10 protein-coding genes are annotated in these 19,901 nt (G+C 74.4%); 3 read left to right on the top strand and 7 right to left on the bottom strand.

Going from position 1 to position 19,901, the window contains the following annotated elements:
* Window positions 1-2: 2 nt before the first annotated feature.
* Genes ACQP00_RS05015 through ACQP00_RS05000 form a run of 4 tightly spaced genes read right to left on the bottom strand, consistent with a single transcriptional unit; the run spans window position 3 to window position 13,102 of the window.
* Window positions 3-299 (bottom strand): phosphopantetheine-binding protein, encoded by a 297-nt coding sequence (locus ACQP00_RS05015; protein WP_433214975.1) that lies wholly within the window; start codon window positions 297-299, stop codon window positions 3-5.
* The gene (locus ACQP00_RS05010) at window positions 296-475 is read right to left on the bottom strand and encodes an MbtH family protein (RefSeq protein WP_433214972.1); all 180 of its coding nucleotides are present in this window, start codon (window positions 473-475) and stop codon (window positions 296-298) included. The genes ACQP00_RS05015 and ACQP00_RS05010 overlap by 4 nt, the downstream gene beginning before the upstream one ends.
* Complete coding sequence (locus ACQP00_RS05005) at window positions 468-5,669, bottom strand: amino acid adenylation domain-containing protein (RefSeq protein WP_433214969.1); 5,202 nt, start codon at window positions 5,667-5,669, stop codon at window positions 468-470. Before ACQP00_RS05005 ends, ACQP00_RS05010 begins: the two co-directional genes overlap by 8 nt.
* Window positions 5,666-13,102 carry an amino acid adenylation domain-containing protein gene (locus ACQP00_RS05000; RefSeq protein WP_433214966.1) on the bottom strand — a complete coding sequence of 2,479 codons (7,437 nt, stop codon included), beginning with the start codon at window positions 13,100-13,102 and terminating at the stop codon, window positions 5,666-5,668. The genes ACQP00_RS05005 and ACQP00_RS05000 overlap by 4 nt, the downstream gene beginning before the upstream one ends.
* Before the next feature lie 177 nt (window positions 13,103-13,279).
* Between ACQP00_RS05000 and ACQP00_RS04995 the strand changes: the two genes are divergently transcribed.
* A complete protein-coding gene (locus ACQP00_RS04995; protein WP_433214963.1) occupies window positions 13,280-14,398 on the top strand; it encodes a glycosyltransferase in 1,119 nt (372 codons plus the stop codon).
* 51 nt (window positions 14,399-14,449) lie between these two features.
* Here the strand turns inward: ACQP00_RS04995 and ACQP00_RS04990 are convergent, their stop codons facing one another.
* Window positions 14,450-15,631 (bottom strand): FAD-dependent oxidoreductase, encoded by a 1,182-nt coding sequence (locus tag ACQP00_RS04990; RefSeq protein ID WP_433214960.1) that lies wholly within the window; start codon window positions 15,629-15,631, stop codon window positions 14,450-14,452.
* On the bottom strand, window positions 15,628-16,554 hold the full coding sequence (gene sigJ, locus ACQP00_RS04985; RefSeq protein WP_433214957.1) for an RNA polymerase sigma factor SigJ: 927 nt from the start codon (window positions 16,552-16,554) through the stop codon (window positions 15,628-15,630). The genes ACQP00_RS04990 and sigJ overlap by 4 nt, the downstream gene beginning before the upstream one ends.
* A gap of 81 nt (window positions 16,555-16,635) precedes the next feature.
* On the opposite strand from sigJ, the gene ACQP00_RS04980 reads away from it, so the two are divergent.
* Window positions 16,636-17,391, top strand: coding sequence for an alpha/beta fold hydrolase (locus ACQP00_RS04980; RefSeq protein ID WP_433214954.1), 756 nt, complete (start codon window positions 16,636-16,638; stop codon window positions 17,389-17,391).
* 139 nt (window positions 17,392-17,530) lie between these two features.
* On the opposite strand, the gene ACQP00_RS04975 is transcribed toward ACQP00_RS04980, so the two are convergent.
* Window positions 17,531-18,586 carry a Gfo/Idh/MocA family protein gene (locus tag ACQP00_RS04975; RefSeq protein WP_433214951.1) on the bottom strand — a complete coding sequence of 352 codons (1,056 nt, stop codon included), beginning with the start codon at window positions 18,584-18,586 and terminating at the stop codon, window positions 17,531-17,533.
* A 104-nt stretch (window positions 18,587-18,690) separates the two neighbouring features.
* Between ACQP00_RS04975 and ACQP00_RS04970 the strand changes: the two genes are divergently transcribed.
* Window positions 18,691-19,848, top strand: coding sequence for a cellulose binding domain-containing protein (locus ACQP00_RS04970; protein ID WP_433214948.1), 1,158 nt, complete (start codon window positions 18,691-18,693; stop codon window positions 19,846-19,848).
* The last annotated feature ends 53 nt before the right edge of the window (window positions 19,849-19,901 follow it).

Genomic DNA, 19,901 nt, shown 5'->3' with positions numbered 1-19,901 from the left:
GGCTACTCGGCCCGGCTCAGCAGCGCGGCCACCTCGGCCGCGGACAGCCCGTCGAGCACGGCCAGGCCGGTCTCCAGCCGCACCTTGTCGAGCAGGCGGGCCGCGGCGGCGACGGTCAGGTCCTCCTCGAACAGCTCGTCGACGGGCAGTTCGAGGCCGAGCTCGTGCTGTACCCGGGCGAGGAACCCGACCAGCACCAGCGACTCGCCGCCGAGGTCGAAGAAGTCGTCCTCGGCCGCCGTCGGTTTGAGCCCCAGCTCGGTCCAGATCCGCGCGACGGTGGTCTCGTCCGGTGTCATCCCTGCCCCCGTAGAGTCGCCGGTCGCATGTCGGTCCAGACCGCGTCGATGTGGTCCAGGCACTCCTGCTTCAGCCCCGTCGTGCCCTCGGGCCGCCACCCGGCCGGCAAGGGGTCGCCGGCGGGCCAGATCGAGTATTGCTCCTCGTCGTTCAGCACGACGGCGTAGTCATCCACGGCTGTCTTCCTTCCGTTGGCGGCGGACCTGGGCCCCGATCAGGTCGTCGGGCGCGGCGTCGGGCACCCGCTCGTCGAAGCGGGCCAGGCTCGGCAGCCGCAGCGAGACCAGCACCTGGACCACCATGACCGCGGCGAGCAGCAGGAACAGCAGCGCGGTGCCGCGGCCCGGGCCGGTGCCGATCAGCGCGCCGACGCTGCCCGCAAGCGCCCCGCCGGGCGCCATCAGCGGGTCGAGCAGGCGGCTGCCGAGCGGGGCGACGACGGCGTAGCCGATCGGGATGGTGGAGAAGGCGATGACCGTGTTCACCGCGAACACCCGGCCGTGGAACCGCTGCGGCACCTTGACCTGGACGATCGTGGTGTACACGCCGTTGGCCAGGGTCAGCCCCAGCGACATGCCGAGCGCCCCGGCCGCCACCAGCAGCTCGCTCGGGCGCAGGCCGGGCAGGGCGCTGCAGAGCGCGAGCCCGAGCACGACCAGGAGCATGCCGCGCACCCGGTGCCGGCGCGGGCCGCCCCAGAAGCTCATGAGCAGGCCGCCGGCGATCGCCCCGAGGCCGCCGGCCATGCTCACCCGGGCCACCGCGTTCAGGTCGGAGAACGAGAGCACGAGCGGCGAGAGCAGCAGGAACAGCGGGGTCATGAACAGGTTGAGCACGGCGAAGAAGACGAGGACGGGGCGCAGGCCGCCGGCCCCGAGCGCGTACCGCCAGCCGCCCACCACCTCCTGCCAGAACGTCTCCCGGCGGACCCAGGCCAAGGTCTTGGGGAACCGGACGGCGAGGGTGACCCCGATCGCCACGGCGTAGCTGACGACGTCGAGCACGAGCACCCCGCGCAGGCCCACGGCGGCCATCAGCCCGGCCGCGACCAGCGGGACCAGGAACTGCCCGGCGCCGAAGCTGAGCTGGACCATGCCGTTGGCGTGGCCGAGGTACCGCTTGGGCACGAGCTGCGGCACCGCGGAGGAGAACGCCAGCCGCTGGAACGTGAGCGCGATCGACAGGAGCACCAGCAGGCCGTACAAGAGCGGGATCTTCAGCGTGTCGGTGAGCGCGAGGGCGAGCAGGACCGCCTGGCTGGCCCCGGCGGCGAGATCGCCGGCCAGCATGACCTTGCGCCGGTCGAAGCGGTCGACGACGGCCCCGGCGAGCGGCGCCACGAGCATGCCGGGGACCAGGCCCAGCACCGCGAAGACGGCGAAGCGCACCAGGGAGCCGGTCTGCAGATAGATCCAGAGCGGGATGGCGAACTCGGTGAGCGCCGAGCCGACGATCGACACCAGCTGCCCGGCCGCGACCGCCATGAACCGGCCCAGGCTCGGCTCCGGCCCGTCGGTCCGCTCGACCGTGGACGAGCGGCCCGCCACTTCCCAGCCGCCCTCGGGATCCTTGATCCGTTCGCCGGTACCGTGCACCGCCGTCACGATCCGCGCCAGCTCCTCGGCGCGGTACTTCAGGAAGAAGTGCCCGGCCTCGTCCAGCACCACGAGCGCGGTGGCGCCGGTCAGGAAGTGCCACTCCCGGTAGCGCTCCTGGTAGAACTCGGTCTGCGTGTCCTGGCTGCCGACAACCGAGACGATCGGCGCCCGCAGCGGCGTCACCTGCGCGCCGAGCAGGGCGGTGAAGTACTCCTCGGCCAGCCGCGTGTGCTCGCGCATGTTGCGGATGATGAGGTCGGCCTCGTCCTTGTCGAACTCGGCCATCTCCACGCCCATCGAGCGCAGCCAGTTCTCGTACACCCGGTTGGACAGCAGCGCCTCGCGCCCGGCCAGCTTGGCCAGCAGCCCGCTGAATCGGCCGGTGGGGCGGGCGAACGGGAACACGGCGCCGATGTAGACGGCGTCGACGGTACGGCCGGCCGCTTCGAGCCGCCGGGCCAGCTCGACGGCGACCGAGGAGCCGACGCCGCAGTGGCCGTAGACGATGAGCGGCCCTTCGACCTTCTCCAGGACCTCGGCGGTGAGCCGCGCGGCCAGTTCCTCGAACGGCAGCGCCTCCTCGCGCACGCCGATGTCCTGGCCGGGAATGGCGACCGCGTAGAGCGACCAGTCTTTCGGCAGGGCGTCGGCGAGGGGCTGGTAGACGACCGCGCTGCCGCCGCCGTAGGGCACCGCGACGATCGACGCCGTTCGCGTTCTGGCCGCGGTCAGCTCGTGCAGCAGCGGCCGCGGGCCCCGATCCGGCTCGGACAGCAGGCGGGCGAGGTCGCGGACCGTCTTGTACTGGAACACGTCCAGCACCGACACGCCCCCGCCCGCCTTGCGCAGCCGGGCCACGACCTGGGTGGCGATGAGCGAGTGCCCGCCGAGGTCGAAGAAGTCGTCCTCGGCCCCGACCCGCTCGACCCGCAGCAGCTCCTGCCAGACCCCGGCGACCAGGCGCTCGGCGTCGGTGGCCGGCTCGACGAACGCGACGCCGGCCCGGCGGGTGACGGTCGGGGCGGGCAGCGCACGGCGGTCGAGCTTGCCGTTCGGGGTGAGCGGCAGCGCGTCGAGGTGCACGAACGCCGACGGCACCATGTAGTCGGGGAGCGTCTTCTTCAGGAGGGACCGGAAGTCCTGCTCGGGGCCGACCACGTAGGCGACCAGGCGGTCCTCGAGCACGACGACCGCCGCGTCCTCCGCCGAGACCCGGATCGCCGTCTCGATCTCGCCCAGCTCGATTCGCAGGCCGCGCAGCTTGACCTGGGTGTCGAGGCGGCCGAGGAAGTCGATGGTGCCGTCGGGGCGGCGGCGGGCGAGGTCGCCGGTGGCGTACATCCGGCTGCCGGCCGCGCCGTAGGGATCGGGCAGGAACTTCTCCGAGGTCAGGGCCGGGCGGCCGAGGTAGCCGTTGGCCAGCGCGACGCCGGCGATGAACAGCTGGCCGGGCACCCCGACCGGGCACGGGCGCAGCCGCGCGTCGAGGACGTGCAGGGCCACGTTCTGGATCGGCGCCCCGATCGGCACCCGGGCCAGGCCGGCGAGGGCGTCACCGTCGCAGTGCCAGGCGCTCACGTCGATCGCGGCCTCGGTCGGACCGTAGAGGTTGTGCAGCTCGGCCGGGAGGGTGGCCAGGCAGCGGCGGGCCAGGTCGGCCGGGAGCGCCTCGCCGCTGCAGACGATCGTGCGCAGCGACGTGCACGTGGCCACGTCGTCGGTGGCCAGGAACACCGCGAGCATCGAGGGCACGAAGTGCAGCGTGGTGACCTGCTCGGCGCGGATCAGGTCGCGCAGGTACTCCGCGTCGCGGTGCCCGCCCGGCGCGGCCAGCACCAGCCGGGCCCCGGCCATGAGCGGCCAGAAGAACTCCCAGACGGAGACGTCGAAGCCGGCCGGGGTCTTCTGCAGCACCACGTCGCCGGGGCCGATCCTGAACCGGCGCTGCATCCAGTCGAGCCGGTTGAGCAGGCCGCGATGGGTGTTCGGGACGCCCTTGGGCCGCCCGGTCGAGCCGGACGTGTAGATCACGTAGGCGATGTCATCGGAAATGTCATCGGATACCCGGCGTTCGCCCTCCCGAAGGTCCTCAATGGGCCGGGCGCCGGAGTCGGCGCGCATGAAGTCCAAGCGGTCGGCCGGGTACTCGGGGTCCAGCGGCACGTACGCCGCGCCCGCGCGCAGCACCGCCAGCAGCGTGATCACCAGCTCGAACGAGCGCTCGGCGGAGACCGCGACGAGGCTGCCGCGCGGGATGCGGGCGGCCAGCGCGGCCGAGCGCTCGTCCAGCTCCGCGTAGGTCAGGTGCTTCCCGCCGAACGTGACCGCGACGGCGTCGGGCTGCTCGCGCATCCGCGCCTCGATGAGCGCCGGCACGGTGCCGTCGGGCAGCTCCACCGCCTCGGGCGCCGGCAGCACCAGCACCCGCTCGGCCGGGTCGAGCAGGTCCACATCGGACAGTCGCAGCGACGGGTCGGCGGCGACGGCGGCGAGGAAGCGCCGGAAGTGCCCGGCGAAGCGCACCGCGGTGTCGTGCGAGAACAGGTCGGTGTTGTAGACGACCGTCGCCCACAGCTCGTCGGGCGCCTCCTTGACGTACAGCTCCAGCTCGAACCGCGTCGCCGACACGGGCGCCGGCCAGTGCCCGAGGGTCAGCCCGCCCCAGTCGCGCCCGTCGTACTCGGCGTAGTTCTGCAGCGCGAACAGCGTCTGGAACACCGGCGAGCGGCGCACGTCGCGCGGCACGTCGAGCTCCTGCACCAGCTGCTCGAACGGGAGGTCCTGGTGCGCGTACGCGTCCAGGCACGCCTCCTTCACCCGCCCGAGCAGCTCGGCGAAGGTCGGGTCGCCGTCCAGCGGCGCGCGCAGCGTCACCGTGTTCACGAACATGCCGATCAGCCGCTCCAGCTCCGGCCGCTGCCGCCCGGCCACCGGCGAGCCCACCGCGAAGTCGGTCTGCCCGGTCAGCCTTCCCAGCACCGCCTGGAACGCGGCCAGCAGCGTCATGTGCAGGGTGACGCCGTGGTCGCGGGCCAGCGCGGTCAGCTCGTCGCGCAGCCCGAGGGCCAGGCTGTGCTCGGCCCCCGCGAAGGTCTGCCGGGGCGGGCGCGGGTGGTCGGTCGGCAGGTCGAGCGGCTCGACCCCGGCCAGCGTGCCCCGCCAGAACTCGACGCTCGCCGCGAACCCGGTGTGCGCGCGCTGCCAGGCCGCGTAGTCGCCGTAGCGGACCGGCAGCTCGGGCAGCGTGCCGCCGGCGTACAGCGTGGCCACCTCGCCCGCGAACAGGTCCATCGACCATCCATCGGTGACGATGTGGTGGATCGCGATCGCGAGCAGGTGGTCGTCCGGGCCCAGCGCGATCAGCGCGGGCCGCAGCAGGTGGCCGGCGGCGAGGTCGAAGGGCGCCGCGAGGTGCGCCTCCAGCTCCTCAAGATCCAGAAGCGGCAGTTGTACCGCCTGTGCCTCCTCCACCCGCAGCTCGGGCCGCCCGTCGCCGGGGTCGACGAACCGGCTGCGCAGCGTCTCGTGCCGCGCGACGACACCGGCGATGGCGGTGGCCAGCCGGTCCGCGTCGAGCTCGCCGTGCAGGCGCAGCACGATCGGGATCACCGCCGCCGTGTTGCCCGGGGCGAGCTGCTCCAGGAACCAGAACCGCTCCTGCGCGAACGACAGCGGCGCCGGCGTCCCCGCGGGCCTTCTCGGGATGGTGGCGGTCGCCTTCCCGGCCAGGCGCCGTTCGAGCAGGGCCCGCTTCGTCGGTGAGAGCGTCATCGGGCCTCCCCCAGCAGCAGCGCCGCCTCGTCGTCGGTCAGGGCCTCCAGGTCGGCCACGATCAGCTCCTCCACGGCGGCGGCGAGGTCGGCGAGGACCGGATGGGCGAACATGGTCCGCAGCGGGACCGTGGTGCCGGTCGCCGCGCGGAGGCGGCCGGCCACCTTCATGGCCAGCAGCGAGTGGCCGCCGACGGCGAAGAAGTCGTCGTGCACCCCGACCCGCTCCAGCCCGAGCACGTCCTGCCAGACCCCGGCGACCAACTCCTCGGCCGCGTCGCGGGGCGGGACGTAGGTCGTCGTCGCGCTGGTCACCGCGCCCGGCCGCGCGGCCCGGCTCAGCGCCGCCCGCGCGGACGCGTCGCCGCCGGCGTCGACCGTCGACAGTGGACCGTCCGGGTTGGACAGCAGCGCGGTGGCGAGCGCCTCGAACCGCTGGGTCAGCCCCTCGGCGGTGGCCCGGTCGAAGAGGTCGGCGCGGTAGCCGAGCACCAGCCGCAGCGCGTCGGCGGTGCGCCACACGTCGAGGCTCAGCTCGAACTTCACCTGCCGCACGCCCGGGTCGTGGAAGTCCGCCGCCACCCCGGGCAGCACGTCGGTGCCGGCCGCCTCCTCGGTGTGCAGGGTGAACATGGTCTGGAACAGCGGGGTACGGTCCAGCCGGCGCGGCACGTCGACCGCGCTCAGCAGCCGGTCGAACGGCACGTCCTGGTGCGCGTAGGCGGCCAGCGCGGTGTCCCGGGTGCGGCCCAGCAGCTCCCGGAACGTCGGGTCGCCGGCCAGGTCGGCCCGCAGCGCCAGGGTGTTGACGAAGAACCCGACGAGGTCCGCCACCTCGACCCGCGGCCGGTGCTCGATCGGGGTGCCGACGCAGAAGTCGTCCTGGCCGCTGAGCCGGGCCAGCAGCACCTGGTACACCGACAGCAGCACCATGAACGGCGTGCACCGGGCCTCGGCGGCGAGCCGGCGCACCCCGGTGGCCAGGCTGGCCGGCAGGTCGTGGACCACGAAGCCGCCCTCGACGCCGGTCATCTCCGGGCGGGGCCGGTCGGTCGGCAGGTCGAGGATCGGCACGCCGGTGAGCCGGTCCCGCCAGTACTCCAGCTGGTCGCCCGCCGCGCGGGCGCGCTGCCAGACGGCGAAGTCGGCGTACTGCACCGGCGGCGCCGGCACCTCCTCGCCCGCGTAGGCGGCCCGCAGCTCCCGCACCAGCACGCCGAGCGAGCGGCCGTCGGCGGCGATGTGGTGCACGACCAGGCACAGCACGTGGTCGTCGGGGCCGTTCGGGACCAGCCCGGCCCGCAGCAGCAGGCCGGCCTCCAGGTCGAACGGCTCGTTGGTCCAGGCCGCGACGTCACGTCCGCGCTCCAGCGTCAGGCGGCTGTCGGTCACCTCCTGCACCGGCTCGTCGTCGCCGGCCACGAACCGGGTGCGCAGCGACTCGTGCCGCGCCACGACGACGTTGAGCGCGGCCTCCAGGCGGGCCGGGTCCAGGGGGCCGCGCAGCCGGTACGCGACGGCGATGTTGTACGAGGCATCCCCGGGATCGAGCTGCTGGAGGAACCAGAGGCGCTGCTGGCCGTACGACAACGGGGCCCTGGAAAGCGCGCACCGGATGACCGGGGCCTCCGCGCGGTAGTCGTCCACCGCCGCCGCCAGCCCGGCGACCGTCGGGGCGAGGAACAGCGCCCGCACCGGCACGTCGCGCCCGGTCGCGGCGCAGAGCCGGGCGACCGCCGCGATGGCCAGCAGCGAGTGTCCGCCGAGGGCGAAGAAGTCGTCGTGCGCACCCACGCGTTCGACGCCGAGCACGCCGGCCCAGATCTGCGCGACCAGGTCCTCGGCCGGCGTGCGGGGCGCGACGTAGCCGCCGGTCGCGGTGGCCGGGGCGGGCAGCGCGGCCCGGTCGACCTTGCCGTTGACGGTGAGCGGGATGCGGTCGAGCACCGTCAGGTGGGTCGGCACCAGGAACGCGGGGAGCCGCTCGGCGAGCGCCCGGCGCAGCTCGGCCGGGTCCAGGGTCTCCGGGGCCGCGTACGCCGCGAGGGCGCCGTCGCGGACCACCACCGCGGCCTGGTGCACGCCGGGCAGGCTCCCGAGCACCGCCGCCACCTCGCCCGGCTCGACCCGGTACCCGCGGATCTTCACCTGCTCGTCGAGGCGGCCCAGGAACTCCAGGCGGCCGTCGGGGCGCCAGCGGGCGCGGTCGCCGCTGCGGTACAGGCGGGCGCCGGGCGGGCCGAACGGGTCGGGGCGGAACTTGTCGGCGGTGAGGCCGGGGCGGCCGAGGTAGCCGCGGGCCACGCCGTCGCCGGCGATGCAGAGCTCGCCCGGGACGCCGCGGGGCTGCAGCCGCAGGCCGTCGTCGAGGATGTACACGCGGGTGCCGGCGATCGGGGTGCCGATCGAGGTCTCGGCCGGGCCCAGGGTGCCGGTGGTGGCGATGACCGTGGTCTCGGTCGGGCCGTAGGTGTTGAGCAGCTCGACGCGGTCGCCGACCTCGGCGTGCCAGGCGGCCAGCTTGTCGGCGCGCACCGTGTCAGCGCCGAGGATGAGCAGGCGCAGCGACTCGGGCCAGGTGGCGGTGCCGACGAGCTCGTGCCAGTAGGGCGTGGGGAGGTCCAGGACGGTGACCGGCTCGCGGTCGAGGAGCTCCTGGAGGTCCTCGTCGGGCGGCAGCAGCACCAGGCGGGCGCCCGCGGTCAGCGTCGGCCACACCTCCTCGACGTGCGTGTCGAAGCTGACGGTCGCGAACTGTGCTACCGCGTCCGTTTTGCTGATGTCGTACCGCTCGCGCATCCACTTGGTTCTCGCGTTGAGCGCGTGCCGCGAGATCCCGACCGGCTTGGGGGTGCCCGTCGAGCCGGACGTGTAGATGACGTAGGCCAAGTTGCGCGGGTCCACTGTGGACTCGTGCTTCTCGTGTTGCGTGACCGTTCTGATGACTTTTGTACATTCGTTGGCCAGCAGGTCTTGGCGGGCCTGCGGGTAGCGCGGGTCGATCGGCACGTAGGCGGCGCCGGCCTTGAGCACCGCGAGCAGCGCGACGATCAGGTCGAGCGAGCGCGGCATGAGCACGGCCACCCGGTCGTCCGGGCGCACTCCCTGCTCGTGCAGCCGGCCGGCCATCCGCGCCGCGCGCTCGTTGAGCTGCCCGTAGGTGAGCGACTCCGCGTCGCAGGACACCGCGACCGCGCCCGGGTCCTGCGCGGCGATCAGGCCGACGACGTCGGGCGCCTCGCCGTCGTCCGGGCCGGTGCCGAGCGCGATCAGCTCGTCCCGCTCGCCGCTCGCCAGCAGGTCCACTTTGGACAGCGGCAGGTCCGGATCGGCGGCCAGGAGGCGCTCCAGGCGGGCGAGGAGGCGGTCGGCGGTGGCCGCGTCGAACAGGTCGGTGCGGTAGTTGAGCGAGAGCTGCAGGCCGTCCGGTTCCCGCCAGGCGTCGAGCATGAGGTCGAACTTGGCCTGGGCCAGCCCGTCCTCGGCGTGCTCGGCGGCGAGGCCGGGCAGCGGTTCCGTCGTCGCGCCCGCCTCGGTGTGCAGGATGAGCATGGTCTGGAACAGCTCGGTGCGCGACGGGTCCCGGGCCAGCCCGAGCTCGGCGGCGAGCCGCTCGAACGGGATCTCCGGGTGCGCGTACGCGCCCAGCGCGACCTCGCGCACCCGCACCAGCAGCTCGGCCAGGGTCGGGTCGCCGGACAGGTCGGTGCGCAGCACGAGGGTGTTGATGAACATGCCGATGAGCCCGGCCAGCTCGGGCCGGGCGCGGTCGGAGACGGAGGTGCCGACGCTGATGTCGGTCTGGCCGGTGTGCCTGGCCAGCAGCGCCTGGTACCCGGCGAGCAGCACCATGAACGGCGTGCACCCGTGCGCGGCCCCGAGCCGGTCGAGGGCGTCGGCGAGCTCGGCACCGAGGCGGCGGCGGGCGAACGCGCCGCGCGAGCTCTGCACGGCCGGGCGGGGCCGGTCGGTGGGCAGGTCGAGGTGCGGCACGCCGGCCAGGCGCCGCGTCCAGTACGTCAGGTCGCGCTCGTCCCCGCGGGCCCGCTGCCAGGCGGCGAAGTCGGTGTACCTGACCGGCAGCTCGGGCAGTGCCGCGCCGGCGTAGGCCGCGTGCAGCTCCTCGGTGAGGATGCCCAGCGACCGCCCGTCCCCGGCGATGTGGTGCATGACCAGGCACAGCACGTGCTCGTCACTGCTCTTGGCCACCAGCCCGGCCCGCAGCAGCATCCCCGCGCCGAGGTCGAACGGCGCGTTGGTCCACCGGGGAACGTCCATCTCGCCCCCGGTTTCGAGGACCGGCCGCCGCGCGGTCACGACCTGTCGCGGCTCGCCGTCGGCCTCGAAGAACCGCGTCCGCAGCGTGTCGTGGCGCTCGACGACCAGCTCCAGCGCGCGCCGCAGCCGGTCGACGTCGAGCGGGCCGTCGAGGTGGTAGACGAGCGCCATGTTGTACGCCGCGTCGTCCGGCTCCAGCACCTGCAGGAACCACAGCCTGAGCTGGGCCGGCGTCAGCGGCGCGGGTGCGGACGCGTCCGCGCGCACCGTGACCGGCACGTCGCGGGTGTGGTCCGGGGCGTTGACGAGCTCGTCCACGGCGGCGGCGAGCGCCTCCACCGTCGGGTGCGCGAACACGGTGCGCACCGCGATCTCGTAGCCGGTGGCGACGGAGAGCCGCGCCGCGACGGCCATGGCGGGCAGCGAGTGCCCGCCGAGCGCGAAGAAGTCGTCGTCCACGGCGATGCCGTCGCGCCCGAGCGCCTCGCCCCAGACCTCGGCGACCAGCCGCTCGGTCGCGGTGCGGGGCGCCGCCCCGGTGCTCACGACCGGCGCGGGATCCGGGAGCGCGGCCCGGTCGAGCTTGCCGTTGGGGGTGAGGGGGAGGTCGGGGAGCTCGACGTACACCCGCGGGATCAGGTGTTCGGGGATCTTCTGCCCCAGGTCGTTCCGCTCGGGCCGCCCGACGAGATAGCCGACCAGGCGCCCGTCGCGCACGGCGACCGCGGCCTGCCGCACGCCCGGGAGCGCGGCCAGGTGCGCCTCGATCTCCCCCAGCTCGATCCGGTGCCCGGCCAGCTTGATCTGGTCGTCGGCCCGCCCCACGAAGCGCAGCCGCCCGTCGCCGCCCCACCGGGCCAGGTCGCCGGTGCGGTACAGCCGGCTCCCGGGCGCCCCCCACGGATCGGGCCGGAACCGGTCGGCGGTGAGGGCGGGCCGCCCGAGATAGCCCCGGGCCACGCCGAGCCCGCCGATGCACAGCTCCCCGACCGCCCCGTGCGGCAGCTCGCGCCCGTCCTCGGCACAGATGCGGATGTGGGTGTACCCGATGGGCTCCCCGATCGCCACCTCGTCCACGTCCACGGGCACCGGCCAGCTCGCTGACCAGATCGTGGTCTCGGTCGGCCCGTACACGTTCAGCGTGGCCCGGCTCTTCGCCCGCAGCTCGCGGGCCAGATCGAGCGGCAGCGCCTCCCCGCCGACCAGCGCGACGACGCCGGGCCGGTCGAACCCGGCGGCCAGCAGCAACCGCCACCGCGACGGCGTGGTCTGCACGTGGGTGACGCCCCGGTCGGCGATCAGCGCGTCGAGGCGGTGCCCGTCCCGCTGCGCCTCCTCGTCGGCGAGCACGATCCGCCCGCCGGTGGCCAGCGGCAGGAACAGCTCCAGCCCGGCGATGTCGAAGTTGAGCGAGGTGACGGCGAGCCAGCGGTGCCCGGGCCGCGCCTCCAGCCGCGCGGCCATGTCGAGCACGAAGTTGGTGAGCGCGTGATGCTCGACGACGACCCCCTTGGGCCGCCCGGTGGAGCCGGAGGTGTGCAGCACGTAGGCCACGCCGCCGCCCGGGTCCAGGTGCGCGTCCTCGCGGATGAGCGCCTGCCGGGCCGCGGGGTACTCCGGGTCGATCGGCACGTACGCCGCCCCGGCCCGCCAGACCGCGAGCACCTCCTCGACCAGCTCGGGCGTCCGTCGCAACGCGATCGGCACCAGCGCACCACCGATCGCGGCGGCCCGCCTGTCCACATTGGACATGAGCTCGGCGTAGGTGCGGGTCTGTCCGTCGGCGGCCTCCAGCGCGATCGCGTCGGGCGTCCGCGCGGCCTGCGCCTCGATCAGGTCGAGCACCGTGCGCGGGTCCTTGCGCCAGTACGTCGTCCGCGGCGGCTCGGCCGGCCGCCCCTCCGCCAGCCGCCGCACGTGCTCGGCGAAGTGCTCGAGCGCCCCGTCCTCCAGCGCCGAGGGCCGGAAGGCCAGCTCCGCACCCCCGTCGGGCCGCGGCAGCGCCTCGACGACGAGATCCTGCTCGACGGCGGGCACGTCGTGGTGCCAGGTCTCGACGTCGAGCCCGGCCCACTCCTCGACCGCCCGCGGCTGGTGCAGATGCAGGGCGACGCGGAACAGCGGCCCGGCGCCCCCGACGGTCTCGAACGGCACCTCGTTGGCCAGCGCCGCGGTCACCGTCCGCCGCACCCGCATGGTCACCTCGGCCAGATCGCGCGCGCCGGCGAGGTCGGTGCGCAGCGGAACCGGGTTGAGAAAGCACCCGACGATCGGCTCCAGCTCGACGCGCGGACGCCCGGACGAGATGGTCCCGATCGACACGTCGGTTTCGCGGGTGTACCGCGCGACGGCGTCCGACAACACCGCCAGCAGCGCCGCGAACGGTGTGGCCGGCCGGAACCGGTCCAGCGCGCCCGGGGCCAGCTCCAGCCGCAGCGCCCGGGTCACCGTTCCGGCCGCGCGGTCGCGGGCGAAGGGCAGGCGGGTGACGCCCAGGCCGGCCAGCCGGTCGCGCCAGTAGCGGGTGCGGGACTCCGGCACCGGGCGGCCGGCGATCCAGGCGGCGTAGTCGGCGTACTGCAGCGCGGGCGGCGCCCCGAGGTCGTGGCCGCCGTACGCGCGGGCGACCTCGCCGCGGAGCAGTCCCACCGAGTGCTCGTCGAACGCGATGTGGTGCCCCACGAACAGCAGGACGTGGTCGTCGGGGGCGGTCTCGACCAGGGTGACCCGGAAGATCGGGCCGGTGGCGAGGTCGAAGCGCTCCCGCACGGCCGCGGCGGCGATCACGTGCGGGTCGCCGGTGCGGACGTCCAGCCGTACCTCGGTGCGGTCCAGCACCCGCTGCCACGGCGCGTCGCCGACCACCTCGTACACGGTGCGCATGGCCTCGTGCCGGGCGGCGACGGTGGCGAACGCGCGGCGCAGGGCGGACACGTCCAGGCGGCCGCGCAGGCGCAGGCCGAACGTAGCGGGCGGGGCCACGCCGAGCTGGTCGGCGACCCAGATGCGCCGCTGCGCGGGCGAGCACACCACGAGCCCGTCGCCGCCCGGGCGCGGGGTGATCGCGTCCGGGGCGGCGGCCCGATCGGCGGCGACCAGGCGGGCGAGCGCGGCGCGCTGGGCCGGGTCGAGACGGGCTAAGGCAGGCGTGACCATCAATCGTCCCCCGGAAACGATTCGAGCCGGAATGAGCGCCTTTGATGGGGTTGGGAGCGCTTCCAACCGCTCGCACGCTACGCAGCGCGGCGGCGCATCGTCAAGGTCTACGAATTTCGATGCTCCGATTTCATGAGTCTTGTTTGACGCCCGGCGGGATGGTCATACTCGTCCGCCATGGCCGTCTTCTTGCTCGTCGCGCACGGCTCGGCCGGCGACGTGCTGCCGTTCGCGCGCATCGGGGCGACGCTCGCCGCGCGCGGCCACGACGTGACGCTGGTGAGCCATGCGCCGTTCGCTCGGCACGCGCCCTACGGCTTCGCCGCCATCGACACCGAGGAGCGCTACCGCGCGGACCAGGCCCGCTCGGCCGACCTGCTGGCCGTGCGCCGCCCCGACGACCTGCGCCGGTACTACCAGGACCGCGGCCTCTTCGACGAGCTCGGACGCGAGGTCGCGCTGCTCGCCGAGCGGCACCGCCCGGGCGAGACGGTCCTCGTCGGCCGGCACACCTCGGCCCTGTCGGTGCTGGTCGCGGCCGAGCTGCTGGGCGCGCCGGCGGTCTGGGCGGCGGTCGCCCCGGTGCAGCTGATGGTGGCCCCGGTCGCCCGGATGCACGCGCGCAAGGGGCTGGCCGACGGCATCGACGCGGTCCGGACCGGCCTCGGGCTCCCGGCCGTCGCCGACTGGGCCGAGTTCCTGCGCGTCCCGACGCTGGGCCTGTGGCCGGGCTGGTTCGACGCGGCCGGCACCCGCTCCCGCGCGGCCCTCACCGGCTTCGTCGCCGGGGACGAGGACGGCGAGTCGGTCGACCTGCCGGGGCGGCCGATCCTGGTCACCGGCGGCACCGGGCAGATGCTGCACCCCCGCTGGTACGAGGTCGCGCTGGCCGCCGCCGGGCTGGTCGACCACCCCGTCGTCGTGGTCGCGCCCGAGCCGGTCGACGGCTTCGCGTGGTACCGACGCCTGCCCTTCCCCTCGGCGCTGCCCCAGTGCGGCGCGATCCTGCACCACGGCGGGATCGGCACCGCCGTGCGCGCGCTGCTGTCCGGCACCCCGCAGGTGATCCTGGCCCACGGCGCCGACCGCCCGGACGTGGCCCAGCGCCTGGCCCGCCACGACCTGGCCCGCTGGCTGCCGGCCGAGTCCTGGACCGCCGAGGCGACCGCCGACCGGCTGTGGGCGGCCCTGACCGACACCGGCTACGGCGGCCGCGCGGCCGCCTTCACCGAGCCCACCACGGCGGGCCCGGAACGCGCCGCTGACCAGCTGGAACGCCTCCTGCCCACGAACTGACCGACCCGCACGCCGCGGCCGCGCGCCGGCGGCCGCCCGCGCGGGTCCGCATCAATCGCGGATGGTCGATGCCTCGGGAGCCGTCGCGGGTGTAAGTTTCACCGCCGCCGCCCGGGCTGCCGTGCGGGCCGAGTTCAGGGCGACCTCGGCCAGCATGCCCGGGGCGGCCACGCTGTCGCCGATCAGCCAGACGCCGTCGCCCCGGTCGATCGCGGGGCGGTCGCGCCACGTCGCCCCCGGCGGGTCGACGGCGCCGGTGCGGCCGTTGGCGAAGGCGTCGCGGCGCCAGGTCACCCGCTCGCGCCAGCCCGGCAGCGCGAGATCCGCGAGGGATTCCGCGCGTGCGGTCGCGGCCGGGATCGGCTCGGACTCGTCGGCCGGGAGCTCCAGCTGCACCAGGGCGTGGCCGGGCGGGGCGAGGGAGGGGTCGGGCAGCGAGTACCGCTCGACGAACCCGCCCTCGTCCAGGTCCGACACCACGAACGGGTCGCGCCGGTCCGCGCGCAGGCCGAGGTCGATGAGCGCGGCCCGCCCGCTCGGCCAGCGCAGCGCGTCGTCGCCCAGCAGGCCGCGGGCCGCGTCCAAGCCGGTCGCCACGATGACCGGGCCGTCCGGCAGCGCGTCGACCCGCGAACCGGTGACGACCGTGGCGCCCAGCGCGCGGGCGCGGTCGGCCATCCGCGTGACCATGGCCGACCAGCCGCCGTGCACGTACCGCACCGCCGGCCACGTCGGCGCGACCGCGCGCAGCAGGCGCTCCCACACGAACGCGGCCGAGAGCCGGCCCGGGTCCGCGGTGTACGTGATCACGCCGACCAGCCCGGCCGCGGCCGCCGTCGCCTCCGGGCCGAAGCGGCGGGTGGCCCAGGCCCCGAACGGCTCGTCGACCGGCGCGGCCAGGCGCCGGTGCGCGGTCATGCGCAGCAGCGAGACGGGCGGCAGCGCGCGGATGCGTCCACCGTGCCGGAACCGGAACTTGGCCAGCTCCCCCAGCGTCGGCTTGCTGAACGGCTGCACGAGGCGGCGCTCGGCCAGCCACGTGAAGGGCTCCCCGTCGCTGTACAGCACGTGCGTCCCGTCATTCGCCACGTAGGGCCCCGGCGTGGAGCGCGCCCGCCCACCCAGGCTGTTGTGCGCCTCGTGCAGCGTCACGGCGAGCCCGTGCTCCGCGCACGCGATGGCGGCGGTCAGCCCGGCCACACCCCCGCCGACGATGGTGATGGAGTTCGTCATGCCGAGGCAGACGCGGCATCCCCTCCGGAACGTGACACGTGCGCGAGCTTCTCCGGGTTGGCCACCAGGAAGACGGTGCCGATCCGCCCGCCGTCCAGCGGCTCCACCGAGAACACCAGGATCACCCGCCCGGCCGCCCGCACCACGATGGCCGGCACCCCGTTGACGTCCTCGATCGCCACGCCGAACTCGGCCGGCGTCGCCATCCCGATCGACTCGAGGAAGCGCTGCGCCCCGTCGTCGTTGGAGATGGAGGTGAGGAAGCGCCCGACGCGGTCCGCGCCCTCGATCACCCGCAGCGGCGCCTTGGCCCGGCCGCCGCCGTCGCTGACCAGCCGTACGTCGGCCGCGAGCAGCTCGACCAGCCCGGCCAGGTCGCCGCCGAAGCAGGCGCCGAGGAAGCGCTCGGTGAGCCGGCGCCGCTCGGCCCGGTCGGCCTCGAACCGCGGCCGCGCCTCCCGCACGTGGTCGCGGGCGCGCCGGGTGAGCTGGCGGGTGGCGGCCTCGCTGCGGCCGATGATGTCCCCCACTTCGGCGTGCGCGAGTCCGAAGGCCTCGTGCAGTACAAACGCGGCACGTTCCAACGGCGAGAGGGTCTCCAGCACGACCAGCAGCGCCAGCTCGACGCTCTCGGCCAGTTCGGCGCGGCCCTGCGGGTCGGGCTGGGTGCTCACGAGTTCCGGGAGCCAGGGGCCGGGGTAGGCCTCGCGGCGGGCCCGCACCTGGCGCAGCCGGTCGATCGCGAGCCGGCTGGTCACCGTGACCAGGAACGCCTGCGGGTTGCCGACCGCCGCCCGATCGGCCGCGGACCAGCGCAGCCAGGCCTCCTGCACGACGTCCTCGGCGTCGGTGACGGTCCCGAGGATGCGGTAGGCGACGTCGAGCAGGCGGCGGCGGTGCGGCGTGAAGTCATCGGTGCCCATGCGTGACAAGACGGTACCGTGCCGCGGTTCGTGACATCGGGGTGAGGGGCGCCGCGCCACCCGGTGTCACCGTTGCTGGTCATGGGCATGTTCCTGACCCTCGCGCTCACGCTCGCCCTCGCCCCGTCGCCGGCCGCGTGCGCCCCGAAGCCGACCGTCGTGCTGGTGCACGGCGCCTGGGCCGGCACCTCGAGCTGGAACGGCGAGATCGAGCGGCTTCAGCGCGCCGGGTACGTCGTGCGCGCCTACGCCAACCCGCTGCAGGGCCTCACCTCCGACGCCGCCGGCCTGGCCGCGTTCCTCAAGACCATCGACGGGCCGATCGTGCTGGCCGGGCACTCCTACGGCGGCTCGGTGATCACCAACGCGGCCGCGAGCAGCCCGAACGTCAAGGAGCTGGTCTACGTCGACGCGGCCGCGCCCGCCGTCGGGGAGACCACGGGCCAGCTCAGCGGGGCTGGTTCGGCGCTCAGCAAGCCCGCGTCCACCCTCTATGACAAGGTCGGATCGCAGTTGTACCTGAAGGAGCCGGTCTTCGTGGGCTCGTTCGGCCCGGACCTGCCGAAGAACACCGCGCGTGAGCTGTGGGCCGGACAGCGCCCGGCCAACATGGCCGCCTTCACCACCCCGTCGCAGGCGGCGGCCTGGCAGAAGATCCCGTCCTGGTACGTCATCGGCGCGTCCGACAAGATCATCACGCCGCAGTCGCAGCAGGCGATGGCGAAGCGCGCGCACGCCAAGGTCCGCACCGTGCCGGGTGGGTCGCACCTGACGCTGATCACCCACCCGGACCCGGTGACGGAGCAGATCCTCGCGGCCGCCCGGGCCGCCTGCTGAGGCTCAGCAGCGGACGGTCTTTCCGGCACTGTCGGATACCGTGCGATGTCCTGAACAACAGTGGGGGAGCAAGCTCCACCCACACCCCCTCAACTGCGCACCGGGTCCTGACGCGGCAACAGTCCTTCTGGAAGAAAGCCTAGAGGTCCACCACCTCGCCGAGCTCGGCTGACCTCCGGGCCGCCTCGAGCACCTTGAGCGCGGCGATGGAGTCGGCCGGGTCGACCGGGGCCGGCCCGCCGTCGCGCAGGGCCGCCGCGAAGCCCGCATAGAAGTCCTGGTAGCGCCCGGCCTCCGTCGGCACCGTGCGGTCCACGCCGGCGTAGTCGGTGAGCACGCCGTACGCGCTCTCGGGCTCCAGGCCCCAGCCGGCCTCGGTGGGCAGCCGGCCGGCGCGCAGGGCGTCCTCCTGGACGTCGAGGCCGAACTTCGTGTAGGCCCCGCGGTCGCCCAGCAGCCGCAGCCGGGGCGCGGCCTTGGCCACGAGCGCGCTCATCCACAGGTGCGAGCGCGCGTCGCCCTCGTGCCGCAGCGCGACGAACGTGTCGTCGTCGACGGTGAGGCCGGCGCGGCGGGTGTGCACCTCGGCGTACACCTCGGTGGCCGGGCCGAGCAACTGCAGCGCCTGGTCGACGAGGTGACTGCCGAGGTCGTAGAGCAGGCCGCCCGCCTCGGCCGGGTCGCCGCTCTCCCGCCAGCCGCCCTTGGGCACCGGCCGCCAGCGGTCGAAGCGGGACTCCAGGCGCAGCACCCGCCCGAGCTCACCCGCGGCGACGAGCTTGCGCGCGGTCAGGAAGTCGCCGTCCCAGCGCCGGTTCTGGTAGACGGTCAGCACCAGGTTCCGCTCGGCGGCCAGCGCCGCGAGCTCCGCGCCCTCGGCCGATGTCGGGGTGAGCGGCTTGTCCACGACGACCGACAGCCCGGCCTCGAGCGCGGCCCGGGCCAGCGGCGCGTGGGTGCGGTTGGGCGAGGCGACGACGACGGCGTCGAGGTCACCCGCGGTCCAGAGGTCGTCGGCGCGCTCGACGAGGCGGGCGTCCGGGTACCTTTCGCCGGCACTCTTGCGCCGCTCGGGGTCGGACGTCACGATCGCGGCCAGGCTCAGCCCGGGGGTGGTGCTGATCAGCGGCGCGTGGAACGCCGAACCGGCCAGCCCGTAGCCGACGAGCCCGACGCGCAGGGTGGTGTCGCTCATGGGGCCAGTCTTCCAAATCGGCGGCCGTCGCTTTAGGGTCGACGCGCGATGCCAGTGGGAGCCGGCGTACCGCACCCTCGCCTGCCCCCAAGGAGTTTCTTCCCATGCTTCGCCGTACGTTCCTCCCTGTCCTGATCGCGGCCGTGCTCGCCGCGGTCGCCGCCGTCGCGGTCCAGCCGGCCGGATCATCCGCCGCGGCCGCCCCCGTGCGGATCATGCCGCTCGGCGACTCCATCACCGCCGGCCCCGGCTGCTGGCGGGCCAAGCTCTGGCACCGCCTCCAGCTCGCCGGCTACACGAACATCGACTTCGTCGGCGGCGTGTCCGACGGCGGCGGCTGCAACCCCGGCTACGCGTACGACTTCGACCACGAGGGCCACGGCGGCTTCTCGGCCACCGGGATCGCCGACAACAACCAGCTCCCGCCCTGGCTGGCCGCGGCCCGGCCGGACGTGGTCCTGATGCACCTCGGCACCAACGACATGTGGGGCGGGTACATCCCGCTGGCCACCAAGCTCGCCGCCTTCACCAAGCTCGTCGGCCAGATGCGCGCCCAGAACCCGGCGGTCAGGATCGTCGTGGCCCAGATCATCCCGATGAGCGCGTCCGCCTGCGCCACCTGCCCGGCGGACGTGGTGGCGCTGAACAACGCGCTGCCGTCCTGGGCGGCCGGCCTGACCACGGCGCAGTCCCCGATCACCCTGGCCGACCTGTGGACCGGGTTCAACGCGACGACCGACACCGGCGACGGCGTGCACCCCAACGACGCCGGCTTCGAGAAGATGGCCAACTCCTGGTACCCGGCGGTCGTCCAGGCCCTGAGCGGCGTCGCGCCGTCCACGTCCCCCTCGCGCTCCACCTCCCCCTCCCCCTCGCGCTCCACCTCCCCCTCCCCCTCGCGCTCCACCTCCCCCTCCCCCTCGCGCTCCACCTCCCCCTCGGCTTCCTCCGGTGGCGGCAAGTGCACCGCCACGTACAAGGTGATCTCCCAGTGGGGCGGGAACTTCCAGGGCGAGGTCGCGGTGACCAACACCTCGGCCGCCGCGTCGACCGGCTGGACGGCCACCTTCACGTTCGCCAACGGCCAGCAGGTCCGCCAGGCCTGGAACGCCACGGTGACGCAGACGGGCGCGGCGGTGACGGCGCGCAACGCGGGGTACAACGGCGCCCTGGCTCCTGGAAGCGGCACCTCGTTCGGCTTCCTCGCCTCGTGGAACAACAGCACGAACGCCGTTCCCGCGGTGAGCTGCACGCTGTCGTGACCATGCGGGGCGGGCCGGACGAAGCACCGGCCCGCCCGAGCCTGTATCGTCCG

This window comes from Dactylosporangium sp. CS-047395 (assembly GCF_050942185.1).
Lineage (GTDB): Bacteria > Actinomycetota > Actinomycetes > Mycobacteriales > Micromonosporaceae > Dactylosporangium.
The sequence above is the reverse complement of the archived record's forward strand: the minus strand, read 5'-3'. Positions and strand labels throughout refer to the sequence as shown.